13 protein-coding genes are annotated in these 16,190 nt (G+C 56.6%); 9 read left to right on the top strand and 4 right to left on the bottom strand.

Annotated elements, in window-relative coordinates; genetic code table 11:
- Positions 1-4 precede the first annotated feature (4 nt).
- The 3 genes from CHR62_RS05460 (at position 5) to CHR62_RS05450 (ending at position 3,443) form a co-directional block, all read left to right on the top strand.
- The gene (locus tag CHR62_RS05460) at positions 5-523 is read left to right on the top strand and encodes a TRAP transporter small permease (protein ID WP_093970853.1); all 519 of its coding nucleotides are present in this window, start codon (positions 5-7) and stop codon (positions 521-523) included.
- A 29-nt stretch (positions 524-552) separates the two neighbouring features.
- Positions 553-1,869: a TRAP transporter large permease gene (locus CHR62_RS05455; protein ID WP_093970852.1), complete on the top strand. Its 1,317-nt coding sequence runs from the start codon at positions 553-555 to the stop codon at positions 1,867-1,869.
- A 68-nt stretch (positions 1,870-1,937) separates the two neighbouring features.
- Positions 1,938-3,443 carry an aldehyde dehydrogenase family protein gene (locus tag CHR62_RS05450; RefSeq protein ID WP_093970851.1) on the top strand — a complete coding sequence of 502 codons (1,506 nt, stop codon included), beginning with the start codon at positions 1,938-1,940 and terminating at the stop codon, positions 3,441-3,443.
- 200 nt (positions 3,444-3,643) lie between these two features.
- On the opposite strand, the gene ssb is transcribed toward CHR62_RS05450, so the two are convergent.
- Positions 3,644-4,126: a single-stranded DNA-binding protein gene (ssb, locus tag CHR62_RS05445; protein WP_123660286.1), complete on the bottom strand. Its 483-nt coding sequence runs from the start codon at positions 4,124-4,126 to the stop codon at positions 3,644-3,646.
- A gap of 170 nt (positions 4,127-4,296) precedes the next feature.
- The gene (locus CHR62_RS05440; RefSeq protein WP_123660285.1) at positions 4,297-5,505 is read right to left on the bottom strand and encodes an MFS transporter; all 1,209 of its coding nucleotides are present in this window, start codon (positions 5,503-5,505) and stop codon (positions 4,297-4,299) included.
- 75 nt (positions 5,506-5,580) lie between these two features.
- Between CHR62_RS05440 and uvrA the strand changes: the two genes are divergently transcribed.
- Together uvrA and CHR62_RS05430 are read left to right on the top strand one after the other, a co-directional pair.
- Positions 5,581-8,427: an excinuclease ABC subunit UvrA gene (uvrA, locus tag CHR62_RS05435; RefSeq protein WP_123660395.1), complete on the top strand. Its 2,847-nt coding sequence runs from the start codon at positions 5,581-5,583 to the stop codon at positions 8,425-8,427.
- 5 nt (positions 8,428-8,432) lie between these two features.
- Positions 8,433-8,915, top strand: a complete 483-nt coding sequence (locus CHR62_RS05430) for an SET domain-containing protein (protein WP_123660284.1) — start codon at positions 8,433-8,435, stop codon at positions 8,913-8,915.
- Here CHR62_RS05430 and CHR62_RS05425 read toward each other — a convergent pair.
- Positions 8,886-9,707: a LuxR C-terminal-related transcriptional regulator gene (locus CHR62_RS05425; RefSeq protein ID WP_123660283.1), complete on the bottom strand. Its 822-nt coding sequence runs from the start codon at positions 9,705-9,707 to the stop codon at positions 8,886-8,888. The two genes, CHR62_RS05430 and CHR62_RS05425, sit on opposite strands and share 30 nt — an antisense overlap.
- A gap of 134 nt (positions 9,708-9,841) precedes the next feature.
- On the opposite strand from CHR62_RS05425, the gene CHR62_RS05420 reads away from it, so the two are divergent.
- The 4 genes from CHR62_RS05420 to CHR62_RS05405 are packed head-to-tail and all read left to right on the top strand — an operon-like array spanning position 9,842 to position 14,659.
- A complete protein-coding gene (locus tag CHR62_RS05420; RefSeq protein WP_123660282.1) occupies positions 9,842-11,062 on the top strand; it encodes an ABC transporter substrate-binding protein in 1,221 nt (406 codons plus the stop codon).
- 5 nt (positions 11,063-11,067) lie between these two features.
- A complete protein-coding gene (locus CHR62_RS05415) occupies positions 11,068-12,942 on the top strand; it encodes an AMP-binding protein (RefSeq protein ID WP_123660281.1) in 1,875 nt (624 codons plus the stop codon).
- Positions 12,939-13,748, top strand: a complete 810-nt coding sequence (locus CHR62_RS05410; RefSeq protein WP_123660280.1) for an enoyl-CoA hydratase/isomerase family protein — start codon at positions 12,939-12,941, stop codon at positions 13,746-13,748. The genes CHR62_RS05415 and CHR62_RS05410 overlap by 4 nt, the downstream gene beginning before the upstream one ends.
- Positions 13,749-13,762: 14 nt before the next feature.
- On the top strand, positions 13,763-14,659 hold the full coding sequence (locus CHR62_RS05405; protein WP_305000433.1) for an SDR family NAD(P)-dependent oxidoreductase: 897 nt from the start codon (positions 13,763-13,765) through the stop codon (positions 14,657-14,659).
- Between the two features lie 24 nt (positions 14,660-14,683).
- On the opposite strand, the gene CHR62_RS05400 is transcribed toward CHR62_RS05405, so the two are convergent.
- Positions 14,684-16,189 carry an AMP nucleosidase gene (locus CHR62_RS05400; protein ID WP_199722898.1) on the bottom strand — a complete coding sequence of 502 codons (1,506 nt, stop codon included), beginning with the start codon at positions 16,187-16,189 and terminating at the stop codon, positions 14,684-14,686.
- Position 16,190 lies beyond the last annotated feature (1 nt).

Here is a 16,190-nt window from a genome sequence, read left to right as displayed (position 1 = left end):
AAGCATGCTGGATCAAATCGATCATTATTGGGAAAAGCTTCTCAATGGACTTGCATTAGTTGCTTGTCTACTCATCATAATCATGGTTGTCGTGATCTGCGCCGACGTAGGGACTCGGGCGATGAAATGGGGCAACATCCCCTGGTCGCCTGAGGTCGCCGAATATACACTCTACTTATCCACTTTTTTAGCTGCTCCTTGGCTGCTGCGCGAGGGCAAACACGTCCGCATGGACATGCTCTTACGAGCGATTCCATCTAAAGCCGCCTGGGCGACCGAATTAGTCGCCGACATCATCGGCGCCGCAACAGCCTTTGTCTTGACCGTATCAAGCATACGCGCGGTTACCGCCAGCGCAGACAGTGGTTCGCTTGTCTTGAAAATTTTGGTATTTCCAGAATGGTGGGTGCTGGCGCCCGCGGCGGCCATGTTTTTTATTCTCGCCATCGAGTTCCTCTTCCGAATTCATCGGTTATTGACGGGCACCAGAACCCTGCGGGCAGAAGCCACGTCAGTAGCGTAACGCCAGATAAATCAAAAAGAGACAAACATATGGACTGGACGACAAACCTGGCTCTCCTGATGGGCACGATCGTACTTTTAATGCTGATCGGCCTACCCGTCGCCATGGCTTTTCTGGCCTCGAATGTTATTGGCGCCTTCCTGTTCATGGGCGGCATTGCGGGCATTGACCAATTGGCCCGCAACTCAATTGCTTCGGTCATTACATTCTCACTCACACCTATCCCTCTCTTTGTATTAATGGGAGAAGTGCTATTTCAAACAGGCTTGGCACTCAAAGTCATCGACGGCTTCGATAGATTGATCTACCGAGTCCCAGCACGCCTTCCAATCATTTCGGTAGTTGCAGGAACAGCATTTTCGGCTGTTTCAGGATCGACAATCGCAACTACAGCTATGCTGGGCAGATCCATGACGCCCGTCATGCTCAAGAAAAAATATCATCCTAGTCTGGCCATGGGGCCGATTATCGCGATTGGCGGTGTCGATATGCTGATACCACCATCTGCACTAATCGTTCTTTTTGGTAGCCTCGCAAACATTTCAATCACAAAGCTCTTGTTTGCCGGGATTTTGCCTGGCGTGGCACTTGCCTGTCTTTTTGTACTTTACATTCTTCTGCGCGCAAAAATCTCACCATCAATGGTGCCGACCGACGACGTGGGCACCCGATATTCCGGGTGGGAAAAATACAAGCCGTTGGTCACGTATGTCTTGCCGTTAATGTCTATTTTCGCGGTGGTCATTGGCACCATGACCGGCGGCATAGCAACACCAACAGAGGCGGCCGCATTAGGTGCAGCGGCAACCATCGTCTTAGCGTTAGCCTATCGCGCGCTAACGCTCTCAAGCCTGCTTGCATCTCTGAAAGGCACAGTTCATGTGTCGGGAATCATTCTTTTTATCATCGTAGGAGCCACCTCATTTTCACAGCTATTGGGAATGTCCGGCGCAACCAACGGGTTCCTGGGGATGATCAGCGAAATGAGCCTTGGCACGACAACACTATTGATCATGATGATTCTGGTGTTAATTGTTTTGGGCTGCTTCGTTGATCAAATCAGCATGATGCTGCTTACGCTGCCATTCTTTATGCCTTTAGTACTAACTGCAGGCATCGACCAAATCTGGTTTGGCGTTTTATTCCTAATTGCCATGCAAATGGGGCTCATGACGCCACCGTTCGGATTATTGCTCTTCACCATGAAAAGCGTAGTACCGCCGTCAATATCCATAAACCAGGTGTTCGCGTCGGCAATGCCATTCGTAATAATCAGCGTGCTTATGCTAGTCGTCATATTTTTGGTTCCTAGCGTTGCCACCTGGCTACCGGGACTTATCGGCTAATTCGCATTGCACAAAAAGTACGCAAACTTTCTTCGCTACCTTAATACCAACCGCCTGAAGCAACCGTCATGACACAACATAAAACAAACCTGACCAACGAAGATTTATCCTCCCGCGTCCCAACTATCATGCCGTCACAGCTCGGACATTATTGGGGGGGCGAATGGCATTTCTCGGCTGACAATGGCTTTATCGAATCTATCAACCCATCAACCGGCAAACTACTTGCATCACTACCCATTGCAAGCGATCAGCAGGTAGATTTGGCGGTCACAGCGGCAAGCAACGCCTTCGAAAAGTGGCGCACCACACCGCCACTTGAACGTGCGCGCCTTATGCGAAAGGCGGCCACACGAATCAGGGAGCATGCGGAAGACTTGGCACTTTTAGATGCCGCCGACTGTGGTAATCCCGTCAAGGCCATGATCTTCGATGCAGAAATTGCCGCGACCCAACTCGAATACTTTGCGGGCCTTGTACTTGAAGTTAAGGGGGAAACAATACCTACGGGCAACGGCTCTTTGAACTACACCCAGCGCGAGCCACTGGGTGTAGTTGCGCGCATTTTCCCCTTCAATCACCCTTTTATGTTTGCCGGTGGCAAAATTGCAGCGCCACTCGCCGCCGGCAACACGGTCGTTGTCAAACCGCCAGAGCAAGCGCCTTTATCCACCATTAAGTTGATGGAGCTTTTGGCAGACATTTTTCCGGCAGGGGTCCTGAATTGCGTCGTCGGCGACCGCAATACAGGCGCCGCTCTTGTTGCCCATCCGGAAGTTGCAGCAGTAGGGCTAATTGGCAGCGTACAGGCAGGCCAGGCCGTGCTGCGAGCAACCGCCACTGACATGAAGCGCACGCTACTTGAACTGGGGGGTAAAAATGCAATGATCATTTACCCGGATGCAAACCTTGATCGTGCCGTAAGCGGAGCAGTGCGTGGAATGAACTTCACCTGGTGCGGCCAGTCTTGCGGATCAACCAGTCGGCTATTCATTCATGAAAGCTTACATGACCAATTTGTCGAGGCTCTCATTCAAAAGATTCACCAAGAGCACAAGCCAGGCATCGCAACCAACCTAAGCTCAACTATGGGCGCCCTGGCAAGCCCTGCGCAATATCAACGCAGTCTCGAGTACATCGAAATTGCAAAAGCCGAGGGGGCAACCCTGGTTTGCGGCGGCAAAAAACCCGACGATCCGGCGCTCAAGGACGGATATTTCTTAGAACCCACCGTTTTCACCAACGTCACGCCAAACATGCGCATTGCCCAAGAAGAGGTATTTGGCCCTGTACTTTCTGTACTTAAATGGAATGATGAAGACGCCCTTATCAACGATGTAAACAGTACCGAGTTCGGCTTAACTGCATCAATCTGGACGCGTAGCTTGGTGACTGCTCACCGGGCGGCCGCTAAAGTGCAAGCTGGCTATGTCTGGGTCAACGATTGCTCATCACACTTTATCGGAGCACCCTTTGGGGGCTACAAACGCTCTGGTATTGGCAAAGAGGAATGTCTCGAAGAGCTGTATGAGTTCACGCAACTCAAAAATGTAAATGTGTCGATGATCGACTAAAAAATATCCGGCATTTTTGCCGGATATTTTTCATAGAAACCGTACGTTGAATACTCTTCTACAGCGTGATGAAAGGCTTCACACAATCAAGCCAATGGTGCGGATGGGGTAGGAGGGCACCCTTCACCACATCGACATAGAAAAGCCCAGCAAGCACATGGCCTACTGGGACCTTGTTTACAAATAAATCTAGGTCGGAACTAAAACGGAATATCGTCATCCATGTCGGCCAGGTTGGCTGCTGGCGCAGCCTGCGGTGCGGCCGGGCGCGGCGCTACGGGTCGCTGCTGACGCGGTGCGGACGATTCAGAGCCGAAGTCGGCGCCGCCACCCATATCGCCACCATCGCGGCCGCCGAGCATTTGCATTTGCTCGGCAACAATTTCGGTGCTGTAACGATCGGCGCCGGTTTCTTTGTCTTGATATTTACGTGTCTTGATACGGCCTTCGACGTAAATGGAACGGCCCTTTTTCAGGTATTCGCCGGCAATTTCGGCCAGACGGTTATAAAACACCACACGGTGCCATTCGGTTTCTTCGCGCTTTTCGCCGCTATTGCGGTCTTTCCATTGCGATGTGGTCGCGAGCGACACGTTACAAATGGCCGCCCCCTCAGGGCTGTAGCGCACTTCGGGATCGCGCCCGAGGTTACCCACCAAAATCACTTTGTTTACTGAAGCCATCTAAACCCCCAATCAATAAATTTCACAGCGCCATTATCGTTGAATCGACACCAACGAAACAGCAAAATACGTAGTAATGCGAACGCATATTTTTGTCTTGGCCGGCAGGTCAAACTGCTGGGCCAAGCAGGCCAGACACGCGGTGTCCTACCGTCGTCCCAAAATCTGGCTTACGCCCCGTTACGAAAACCGCGTGCGGTTAAAAACCAGACAAAAGTCAGCACCGCACACACCAAAAACACGTACGACGTGTTGCCCGCCGCCGCCAGAACCCCGCCCAGCGACGCCCCGGCAAAAACGCCCAGCGACTGCGCGGTGTTGTAAAAACCAAGGGCCAAGCCTTTGAATTCGGGCGGCGCGACGCGAGACACCAACGACGGTTGCAAGGCCTCGAGCACGTTAAACGCAATAAAGAAACCGATAAGCAAAGCCACCATAGGCACAAACTGCTGACTGGCCCACGGTAAAAACGCCAGCACCACCACCAAGCCGGCCACGGCAACTTCAAGGGCGACCTTATGCGCGCGTCGTGTCTCGGTATAAAACACCGCCGGCACCATCAGCACAAAAGACAACAAAATCACCGGTAAATATACTTCCCAGAGCCGGGAAGAATCGTACCCGCCCAGCCGCGCCAAAATGCCCGGCACCACCACAAACATGGCCATCAGCACAAAATGCAGGCAAAACACGCCAAAATTCAGGCGCAGCAAATCGGCATGCCGCAAAACGTCGGACACCTTGGCCTGCACAATGGGCTGCATCGATTGCGGCGCAGCCGGCACTAAAAAGGCGGCAATCAGCAGGCACACAAACCCAAGCAAACTGATCGCCCAGAACAGCCCCGACAACCCGAACTCGCCGACAAGCACCGGCGACAACACCAGGGACACGGCAAAAGATAAGCCGATCGACCCACCCACCATGGCCATGGCACGGGTGCGCACTTCGGGTCGGGTAGCGTCGGCCACCCAGGCTGTAATCGCGGCTGAAATAGCCCCAAGCCCCTGTAACACCCGCCCGGCAATAATCCAGTTAATGTCGGACGCCAGCGCGCACATGATCCCGCCGGCGACAAACAACACCATGCCAGCCACAATAACGGGTCGTCGGCCGAAACGGTCTGAGGCCATGCCTAAGGGTATTTGCAAAAACGCCTGGGTTAGCCCGTAAGCGCCCAGCGCAAGCCCCACCTTGACCGCATCGTTACCCCCGGGGATGGACAAGGCAGCCACAGCAAACACCGGGGTCAACAAGAACAACCCCAACATGCGTGAAGCAAATAAAAGGGCCAGCATGATGCTGGCTTTACGCTCGGTGGCGGTCAGTTTCAGCTTGACCCGCGGCGGTTTAACCGTTGCGGCACCAGAGTTAGCCATAAATACTCATTTAATAAAGACGGGCACAGCGCGTTATAGTAGCAAGTTAGCCTTCGAAAAACCTTAATGGACCAGATGGACGCAATTCGCATCCGGGGCGCCCGCACCCATAACCTCAAAAATATCTCAGTCGACCTACCCAGACACCAGCTTGTTGTGGTCACCGGGCTGTCGGGTTCGGGGAAGTCATCGTTGGCGTTCGATACCTTGTATGCCGAAGGGCAAAGGCGTTACGTCGAAAGTTTGTCGGCCTACGCTCGGCAATTCTTGCAGTTAATGGACAAACCCGACGTCGATCTGATCGAGGGGCTGTCGCCTGCAATTTCTATCGAACAAAAGTCGGCCGGGCATAACCCGCGCTCGACGGTGGGGACCATTACAGAAATTCACGACTATTTGCGTCTATTGTACGCGCGAGTCGGCACACCATACTGCCCAGACCACGGGTTACCCTTGCAAGCGCAAAGCGTCAGTCAGATGGTCGACAAGGTTTTAACCTGGCCCGAGGGCACACGACTGGCCATTTTGGCGCCGCTGGCGCGTGCACGCAAAGGCAGCTTCGAAGACGAATGCGCCGGGCTTCAGGCCCAAGGCTTTGTGCGGGTGCGCGTCGATGGCGAAATGGTCGAAATCGATCAACTCGGCCCCCTGAAGAAAACCGAAAAACATAGTGTCGATGTCGTCATCGACCGCATCAAAATCAAACCGGAAAGCCAGCAGCGTCTGGCCGAGAGCTTCGAAACCGCCCTGAATCTTTCAGACGGACGAGTGCTGGCATTGAACATGGATACCGACGAAGAGTCGGCCTTTTCCAGCCGGTACGCCTGCCCCGTATGCCAACACAGCCTGACTGAACTCGAGCCGCGCCTGTTCAGTTTCAACAACCCTGTGGGGGCATGCCCAAGCTGCGACGGCCTGGGGCATGTCGACTTTTTCGACCCCAAACGGGTGGTGGCCTTCCCCGAACTCAGCCTGGCCGGCGGCGCGATTGCCGGCTGGGACCGTCGCAATGCCTTCACCCATGCCCTGCTGGCCAGCTTGGCCGCGCATTACCAGTTCGACATCGACACGCCGTTCGAAACGCTGGACGAACGATTGCAAAACATTGTGTTGTACGGTTCGGGCGAAGAAGAAATCGGATTTTTTTACATCAACGAGAAAGGCCGCAGCAGCGTCAAAAAGCACCCTTTCGAAGGGGTCATTCCTAATCTGGAACGACGCTGGCGCGAAACTGACTCCGGCGCTGTACGTGAAGAGCTGGGCAAGTACCGCCACACGCGCACCTGCCCCAGTTGCCACGGCTCGCGTTTGCGCCCCGAAGCGCGCAACGTACTGATTGGCAACGAAATCGGCGAAGCGCAACGTATGGGCCGCGCCATCTATGAGGTCGAGGCGCTACCGCTGTCCGATTGTCTGGCGTGGTTCCAGGCGCTACAGCTATCGGGCTCGAAAAAAGAAGTCGCCGACCGCATCGTGCGCGAAATCGAAGCCCGACTTCAGTTTCTGAATAACGTAGGGCTGAGCTACTTGTCACTTGACCGCAGCGCCGACACTATTTCTGGCGGCGAGGCGCAGCGCATCAGGCTGGCCAGCCAGATTGGTTCGGGCCTGACCGGCGTCATGTATGTACTCGACGAACCTTCCATTGGCCTTCACCAACGCGACAACGACCGCCTGATCGCCACCTTGCAACACTTGCGCGATCTGGGCAACAGCGTCATTGTGGTCGAGCACGACGAAGACATGATTCGCGCCGCTGATTTTGTACTGGACATGGGGCCCGGCGCGGGCGAGCATGGCGGTCAGGTCGTCGCCAAAGGCACCCCGCAAGCTCTGGCAGCCGACCCAGCCTCGCTGACCGGTCAATACCTGACTGGCGCAAAAAAAATTGCCATCCCTCGGCGTCGGCCCGTTGACCCCGAAGGCACATGGCTGAAAGTGCTGGGCTGCACCGGCAATAATCTCAAGTCCGTCGACCTGGCCATCCCGGCCGGTCGCCTGGTGTGCATTACCGGGGTGTCGGGGTCCGGCAAATCCACCCTCATCAACGATACGCTCGCCACAGCAGTAGCGCGCGACCTTCACCGCGCACAAACCGAACCCGCGCCATTCAGCCACCTGGAAGGCCTGACGCATTTCGACAAAATCATCAATGTCGACCAAAGCCCCATCGGCCGCACCCCCCGCAGCAACCCGGCCACGTACACCGGCATGTTCACGGCGATTCGCGAGCTCTTTGCCAGCGTGCCCGAATCGCGCACACGCGGCTACGACCCAGGCCGGTTTTCATTCAACGTCAAGGGCGGGCGGTGCGAAGCCTGCCAGGGCGACGGCGTCGTCAAGGTCGAGATGCACTTCTTGCCCGACATGTATGTGCCGTGCGACGTCTGCAAAGGCGAGCGATACAACCGCGAAACACTCGACATCCGCTACCGGGGCCGCAATATCAGCGAAGTGCTGAACCTGACGGTGGCGCAGGCGCTTGAATACTTTGACGCCGTCCCCACCATCGCGCGGAAGCTCAATACACTGATTGATGTCGGGCTGTCGTACTTACGCCTGGGCCAAAGCGCCACCACGCTTTCGGGCGGCGAGGCGCAACGCGTCAAGCTTTCGCTTGAGCTGTCCAAACGCAGCACGGGCAAAACCTTGTATATTCTCGACGAACCGACAACAGGCCTGCATTTTCAAGATATCGCCCTGTTGCTCAAGGTGCTTCAACAGCTGGTAGATGCGGGAAACACGGTTGTCGTTATCGAACATAACCTCGATGTCATCAAAACCGCCGACTGGCTGGTAGACATGGGGCCCGAAGGCGGCAATGGCGGAGGCCGCATTGTGGCGCAAGGCACGCCGGAAGACATCGCGGCACACCCGGAAAGCCACACCGGCCGTTACCTGGCACCGCTTTTAAAACGATAAGGCACATGGCAAAAGATACCCCGGTCTGGCATAAGGTCAAGCAATCGAAAACGCATGGCAACGGTGTGTTTGCCGCCCGCAATATCCCCGAAGGCACGTGTATTTTTGAATACACTGGGCAAAAAATTTCACCCGACGAGGCCGACGAACGCCACCCGACCAACCCGGAAGACCCATTTCATACCTTCTTTTTTGCGCTAAGCAGCGGCAAGGTCATTGATGGCGGCGTGCGCGGCAACGACGCCAAATGGATCAACCATTCTTGCGCCCCCAACTGCGAAGCGCAAGAAAACGAAAAAGGTACGCGGGTATACATCGTGGCCCTGCGCGACATCAAACGCGGCGAAGAGCTTTTTTACGACTATGGCCTGGTGCTTGACGGCCGCCTGACTAAAAAACGCAAGCTTGAATACCAATGCCTGTGCGGTAACGACAACTGCCGTGGCACCATGCTGGCATTAAAGACCAAGGCCAAAAAAACCGCCTGAAAGCGTCAGGTAGTACCTGACCAGCTCACTTCTAAAACTGATGTGCAAACGTTCGAAGGCACGGTTGCGGTATGTTTTAACGGTAGGTAACTTCAAGCCCAGATCGGCCGCAATGCCTTCGTAGCTCATCCCCAAAACCGTCCTGGCGACCACATCGAGTTCCCGCTCAGTGAGGTCTGGGCGGTGGGTCTCGAAAGCCTGCCGAACCGAATCGAGTGACAAGGGGCTCGCCAAGGCGGCGGCACGCGGGTGAAGCAACAAATGCCGATGCACAGACGCCAGCAACGAAGGCGCAATGGTCTCGAAGGCAGCCAGCTCGCGATCGGTGAAAAAACCCTGGCCGTTGTAACGGTAAAGGTTTAATGCAAACACCGTGTCGCGCGATTGCGGCTCAACAACCGACAAACGCTCGCTCATGTCGAATTGACGGTACACCTTGTCGCGATGGGCCCGAGTCGGAATTTCTTCAGCGGTCAGGTGCGTTATCACCGGGCCGGCCGGGTCAATTTCACCAAAAGCGAAGGTACGATCGGCCAGATGAGGGCCGGAAAGGTAGGCCTGCCAACTGCCCGTTGTCGTGTCTTTTCGATGGTAAGTGCCCGACAAAAACATGCGGGGCTGATCGCCGCCAATGCGGTACACAGACCAGCAGCCCACGGGTATAACGCGGTTGACCTGGTGTAGAACCCGTTGGGAAAAATCACCCTCGCCAATGGCGGCAACGATATTGGCCACGGCCTCGCCGGTCAAGTCGGGGCCCGAAGCCATGCCGCCAAGACTCCATGCTCGCATCCTGATCTCCTCTACCCCTTCGGGGGCTTGTCATCTTCTGGGATGACAGCGTTTTTGCTTTTACTTGTTAGTGTAGTACGTCGTACATAAAGAATAGCAAAACAACAAAACGTTGGTTACCAGGAGACTTAGACATGTTCCCCAAGACTTTCATTGCACCGCAGAATCAACCCACCAAACGCGCTGGGGCGGCACCGCGCGCCGAATGGCGAAAAACCGTGCTGTCATGCGCGACGGCAATCGCGCTACTGGGCGCCACATCGGCCAATGCCGAGGTCACTATCGGCGTCATCCTTTCATTGACCGGACCGGCGGCCTCGCTGGGTAAGCCGGCCGAAAACACCGTCAAACTCTGGCCCGAAACCATCGGTGGCGAAAAAACAAAAGTCATCGTCCTTAACGACAACAGCGACCCGACCGAAGCGGCCAAGCAAGCCGCCAAACTCATCACTGAAGAAAAAGTAGACGTCCTGGTTGGGTCCTCGATTACGCCACCGTCCATTGCCATCGTCGAAGTGGCGGGCCGCAACGGTACGCCCCTGGTATCGCTGGGTGGTGGTAACGCCATCATCGAACCCCAAGAAGGGCCACGTACCTGGGCCTTCAAAATACCTGCACCCGAAGCACTCTCGGTACAGCGAGCCATTCAAGACATGAAGGCTCGTCAGGTCAAGAAAGTAGGCGTCATTGCCGTGACCACAGGCTACGGGGACGGGTTCCTGAATGCTTTCCAGAAGCAAGCACAAGCCGAAGGCATCGACATCACTGCAACAGCGCGCATTGGCGCCCAAGACATCTCGGCGACCACCCAGGCCGTACAAATGATTTCCGCCAAACCCGACGCAGTTTATATCTTCAGCTTCGGGACACCCGGCGCAACGCCGCAAATGGAACTGCTTAAACGCGGCTACAAAGGCATCATCTATCAAACCCACGGCGTAGCCAATGCCGACTACCTGCGCCTGGGCGGCGCCGCCCTGAATGGCACACTACTGGCCGTCGCCCCCGTCTTGGTCGCCGAACAATTGCCTGACGAAAACCCCACCAAAAAGCCCGGGCTGGAGTACGTGACTAAATACGAAGGCAAATATGGTCCTGGGACGCGCTCGCTTTTCGGTTCTACAGCCTGGACGGCCTACAACATGCTGGACGCCACGATTCCGCTCGCCATGCAAAAGGCCAAGCCTGGTACCGCCGAATTCCGCAGCGCCCTGCGCGACGCGCTGGAAGGGATGAAAGAAGTCGTAAGCCCGGAAGGCGTTTTTAACATGAGCCCTGGCAACCATAATGGTCTGGATGCCCGCGGCCAGGTCATGGTTAAAGTGGAAGACGGCAAATGGAAGTTGGAGCAGTAAGTATCATGAATTTTGCCACCGCCCTGCGCCCGGAAATCAAAACGCTGGAAGATATCCGGGCCCTCGAGCAAAAGCCCTACGAGACCATGGTGCCGTTCCCTTCTACTGCGGCGCTGTTAAGCTACGCAGCGAACACCTACGGCCCGGCAACCGCCCTCTATTTCCAGGAAAGCGCCAACCTCGCAGAGGCGCCGCTAACCTGGTCTTTCCAGGGTTTCCTCGATTCCTGCATAAGGGCGGCCAACCTCCTGCGCACTTTGGGTGTTCAACAAGATGACCCTGTAGCGCTTTTGGTACCGCACATCCCCTCAGCGTTATTTGCGCTGTGGGGCGCGCAAATGGCGGGCTGCGCCTTTCCTATCAACTATTTGCTTAGCGCCGAACACATTGCCGAACTGCTACGCAAAACCAATACCCGTGTTGTCATTACGCTGGCGCCGAGCGATACGCTACCCATCAATGCAGAAGCTCGGCGAGCCGCCGAGCTGGCCGGCTGTGTCACGCATGTTATTGAAATTGACCCCGACGAACGCAACCCCGGACCAGGCTCTTTTCAACGCCTGCTAAACGCACAACCCGCAACCGGAAACTACGAAGCCGAGCTAAGCGCAGACCGCATTGCGGCGATGTTTCACACTGGCGGAACAACAGGTCTGCCCAAAATTCTGCGGCATAGCCACCGCAATGAAGTGCATACGAGCTGGTTTGGTGCGCTTTACTACGACATGCAGCCGGGCGACCGGATTCTGAACGGATTTCCGATCTTCCATGTGGCCGGGACTTTCGTTTATGGCCTGGCACCGCTGGCCGCGGGTGCTGCGCTGTTCTTGCCCACACTGACGGGGATGCGCAACCAGGCGTTCGTAAAACAGGCCTGGGCTTTTGCGCAACGCGAAAAACTCACGCATTTGGGATGCGTCCCTACCGTCTTATCGGCACTACTCGACGTACCCCGATCGCCCGGGGAAGCGGAGAACATTCGCTGGGCACTTTCGGGGGGGTCGCCGTTACCCAACGAACTGGCACAAACCTTCGAAAACGAACATCACATTCCCATACGCAGCATTTTCGGCATGACAGAATGCGCCGGCCTGGTGTCCATCGAGCCCTGTCACGCCCCACGCCATGTCGGCTCGGTGGGCATTCGCCTGCCCTATTCCGATGTAGCGGCCATTCCCCTCGAAACAGCATCAGACAAAAGGTTAAGTACCTTCTGCAAACCTGGCGAAACCGGCATTGTGGTGATCCGCGGCCCTCATGTCAGCCCCGGTTATCTCGACGACGCGCACAGCGCGGGCACATTCACCGACGATCAATGGTTGATCTCGGGCGATTTGGGCCATGTCGACGAAGATGGCTACATTTACCTGACCGGGCGCAGCAAAGACCTCATCATCCGCAGCGGTCACAATATCGACCCGGGTCTGATCGAAGAAGCATTTTTAAAATTGCCCGCAGTCAACACTTGTGCAGCAGTGGGCGAGCCCGACAGCTACGCTGGCGAGCTGCCGGTGGCCTTCGTCAGCCTGAAAGAAGGGGCGCATGCCACACCAACCGACCTACTGGCCGATGTGGCCCGACACATCCCCGAGCGTCCGGCCCTGCCCAAACGCGTGCTGATCCTGGATAAAATCCCGACAACACCGGTCGGCAAGATTTACAAGCCGGCGTTGCGAGCGCTGGCTGCCCAAGAAAAAATTGCAGCCCTGATCAGTTCGCTGGACCTTCCCGAGGCGGTTGTCGTCGATTGCGCGGCTGAGCCTCGCGGCATCGTCGCCCGATTAAAAGTACCATCAGCGCTTAACCCCGACCAGCGCACCGCGCTAGATCAAGCCTTAACCGGCCTGCCGCTGCAAATCCATTGGGAGGACCTGGCGTGAATCCGCCCTTGCTTACTGAAACCTGCGACGGCGTCCTGACGTTGACGCTGAATCGTCCGGACGCACACAATGCGCTCAACCCGGAGCTGTTGTGCAGGCTGGTCGATGCACTGGACGCTTTCGAAGCCGACCCTAACCTGCATGTCGCTATCCTGACGGGCGCAGGCCCGCGTGCCTTCTGTTCGGGTGGAGACCTGGGCAGTACCTTGCAATTGCTTTCAGGACGCCTTCAACCCAAAGACGATTGGGATCATCGCCTGCTCGATGACCCTCGCATCAGGACGCTGGCGCCCTTGCGTGAAGCGCCATTAAGCAAGCCACTAATCGCAGCCGTCAATGGCCTCTGCATGGCAGCTGGCGCAGAAATCCTTCTAGGCACCGACATCCGCCTGGCCACCTCAACAGCAACCTTCGGATGGCCCGAGGTCAGGCATGCGCTGATTCCGTTTGCCGGCACGCTGGCGCGCTTGCCCCGTCAGATCCCTTATTGCCAGGCCATGGACCTGCTGCTGACAGGCCGCACCATAGACGCGCCAACGGCGCTGAACCTGGGCCTGATCAACCAGATATTGCCGGCCGACGACGTGTTGACCGAAGCGCAGCGTATCGCGCAACGCATTGCGGCCAATGGCCCGCTGGCAGTGCGCGAAATCAAACGTGTAACCCGCGCCGCCATCGGCATGCCCCTGGACGCTGGCTACGCGCTGGAAGACGAGAGCTACCGCACAATAATAGGCAGCGCTGACGCGCAAGAAGGGCCGGTGGCCTTTATGGAAAAACGCAAGCCCGAGTTTCGCGGGCAATGAACAGGATACCCCGCATGATCCGTCTGGAAAACAAAGTCGCCGTTGTCACGGGCAGCGGCCAAGGGCTGGGGTTAGCCACAGCCAAGGCCCTGGCACAAGCTGGTGCGGCAGTTGTCGTCAACGACATCAGCGAAGCACACGCCACCGCTGCCGTCCAAGCCATTATGGCGGCCGGTGGCCGGGCCACCACAGCCGTCGCCCCAATCGGTAGCAGCGAAGCGGCCGACCTGTGTGTCGAGCGTGCAGTATCTGTGTTCGGGCGCCTGGACATTATGGTGACCAATGCGGGCATTTTGCGAGACAAAGTTCTTTGGAACATGAGCGATGACGATTTTGACAGCGTCGTCCACACACACTTGCGCGGCACATTTACTTGCGCCCGAGCTGCCGTCCGCCAATTTCGTGCCCAAGGTGAAGGCGGCAGACTGCTGTTGGTATCGTCGCTGGCCGGGCAGCGCGGCAACTTCGGCCAAGGCAACTACGCCGCCGCCAAGGCCGGCATTGCCGCTTTCGCCCGCACCTGGGCGCTGGAGTGCGCCCGCATGAACGTCACCGTCAACGCGGTGCTACCCACAGCCCTAACCCAAATGGTCGCCACCATTCCTGGCATGCAAGATCATGTAGCCGCCGCACAGCGCGGCGAGCCGCTACCCCCGAACGTACGCATGGGGATGGGCCTTGGCTTACCCGAGGATGTGGCACCGCTGTTCGTTTTCCTGGCGTCGCACGCGGCACAACATATCAGTGGCCAATGCATTGGCTTGGGCGGCGACAAACTGGCGCTTTGGTCGCACCCCGACGAAAAGCACATAGCGTTCAAGCAAGGGGGTTGGAGCGCCGAGACCATCGCCGAAATGTGGGACAGCACCTTTGGCCGCCACCACGAAAGCTACGGAATAACGATGGCATAAACCACGTTATCCCGCCTGACAAACCTACTTGAATGCCGTCTCGATGAAGCTGCGCAACTTGCGCGAGTGCAAGCGCTCATATGGCATCTGGCGCAGGCTTTCGAGGGCTCGGATACCGATTTGCAAATGCTGCCCCACCTGCGTTCGATAGAACTCACTGGCCATGCCCGGCAGTTTAAGCTCGCCGTGCAAGGGCTTATCGGAGACGCAGAGCAACGTGCCATAAGGCACCCGGAAACGGAAGCCATTGGCCGCGATAGTTGCCGACTCCATATCGAGTGCAATAGCTCGCGACTGCGACAAACCGCGCACCGGCTCGTTATCGTCGCGCAGCTCCCAGTTGCGGTTGTCGGTGGTGGCCACCGTTCCTGTACGCATAATTCGCTTTAATTCCCAACCCGACAAACCCGCCACTTCAGCCACGGCGTCTTCCAGTGCCACCTGGATTTCGGCCAACGGCGGCACCGGCACCCAAACGGGCAAGTCGTCGTCGAGCACATGGTCTTGGCGTACATAGCCATGGGCCAATACATAATCGCCCAGCCGTTGCGTTGTACGCAGGCCCGCACAATGGCCTAGCATGATCCAGGCCGACGACCGCAAGACGGCCACGTGATCGGTAATGGTTTTGGCGTTTGACGGCCCGACGCCAATGTTGATTAGCGTAATGCCGGTATTGTTCTCGCGCAGCAAGTGGTAAGACGGCATCTGTGGCATACGGGCCGGGGCGGGGCCGCTGGGCTGAGCCCCAGCGCCCGCCAGCGTAATCACATTGCCCGGCTCGACCAGGGCCGTATAGCCGCCCTCGCCGCTAGCCAACATCTCTTTGGCCCACCGGCAGAACTCGTCGATATAAAACTGATAGTTGGTGAACAGCACATAACTTTGAAAATGCTGCGGAGCCGTTGCCGTGTAATGCTGCAAACGATGTAACGAGTAATCGATACGTGGAGCGGTAAAGGGCGCAAGCGGCTCGGGTTCGCCGCGCCGGCTGCGCCAAGTGCCGTTCACTATCGAATCATCGGTGACCGCCAAGTCGGGCACATCGAAGTGGTCGCGCAATGCACCGCCCACCGAATCGGCAAACACCCCTTCAACGTAATAGCCCTCGGGGAAGGCAAAATGCAACGGGATAGGCACATCGGACTCGCCGATTTCAACCGCAACACCATGATTCTGGATGAGCAAATGGATTTGCTCGCGCAAATAGCGCTCGAACAAACGCGGTTGCGTAATGGTGGTCATGTATGTGCCTGGCTCGACCACATACCCGTACGAAAGCCGGCTATCGACGGCCTGATACGTAGAGACCTTGATACGAATGGCGGGGTAATAAGCACGCACTCGCTGCCCAGGCAGCAGTCGGCCTTCGGCGTACATTTTGAAGCCATCGCGAATAAATGCGGTATTGCGTTCGTAGATTTCAACCAGCCGCGCTACAGCGGCATCTGCCTGCTCGAACCCTGCAAAAGGGATCAGTTGCGGCATTACCAGCGGGGCAATCGGGCCCTCGCCAGATCGATAAGACATA

Source organism: Pusillimonas sp. NJUB218, from assembly GCF_003788685.1.
In the GTDB taxonomy this organism is placed as follows: Bacteria; Pseudomonadota; Gammaproteobacteria; order Burkholderiales; family Burkholderiaceae_B; genus Neopusillimonas.
This window is presented reverse-complemented; position numbering and strand designations above follow the sequence as displayed.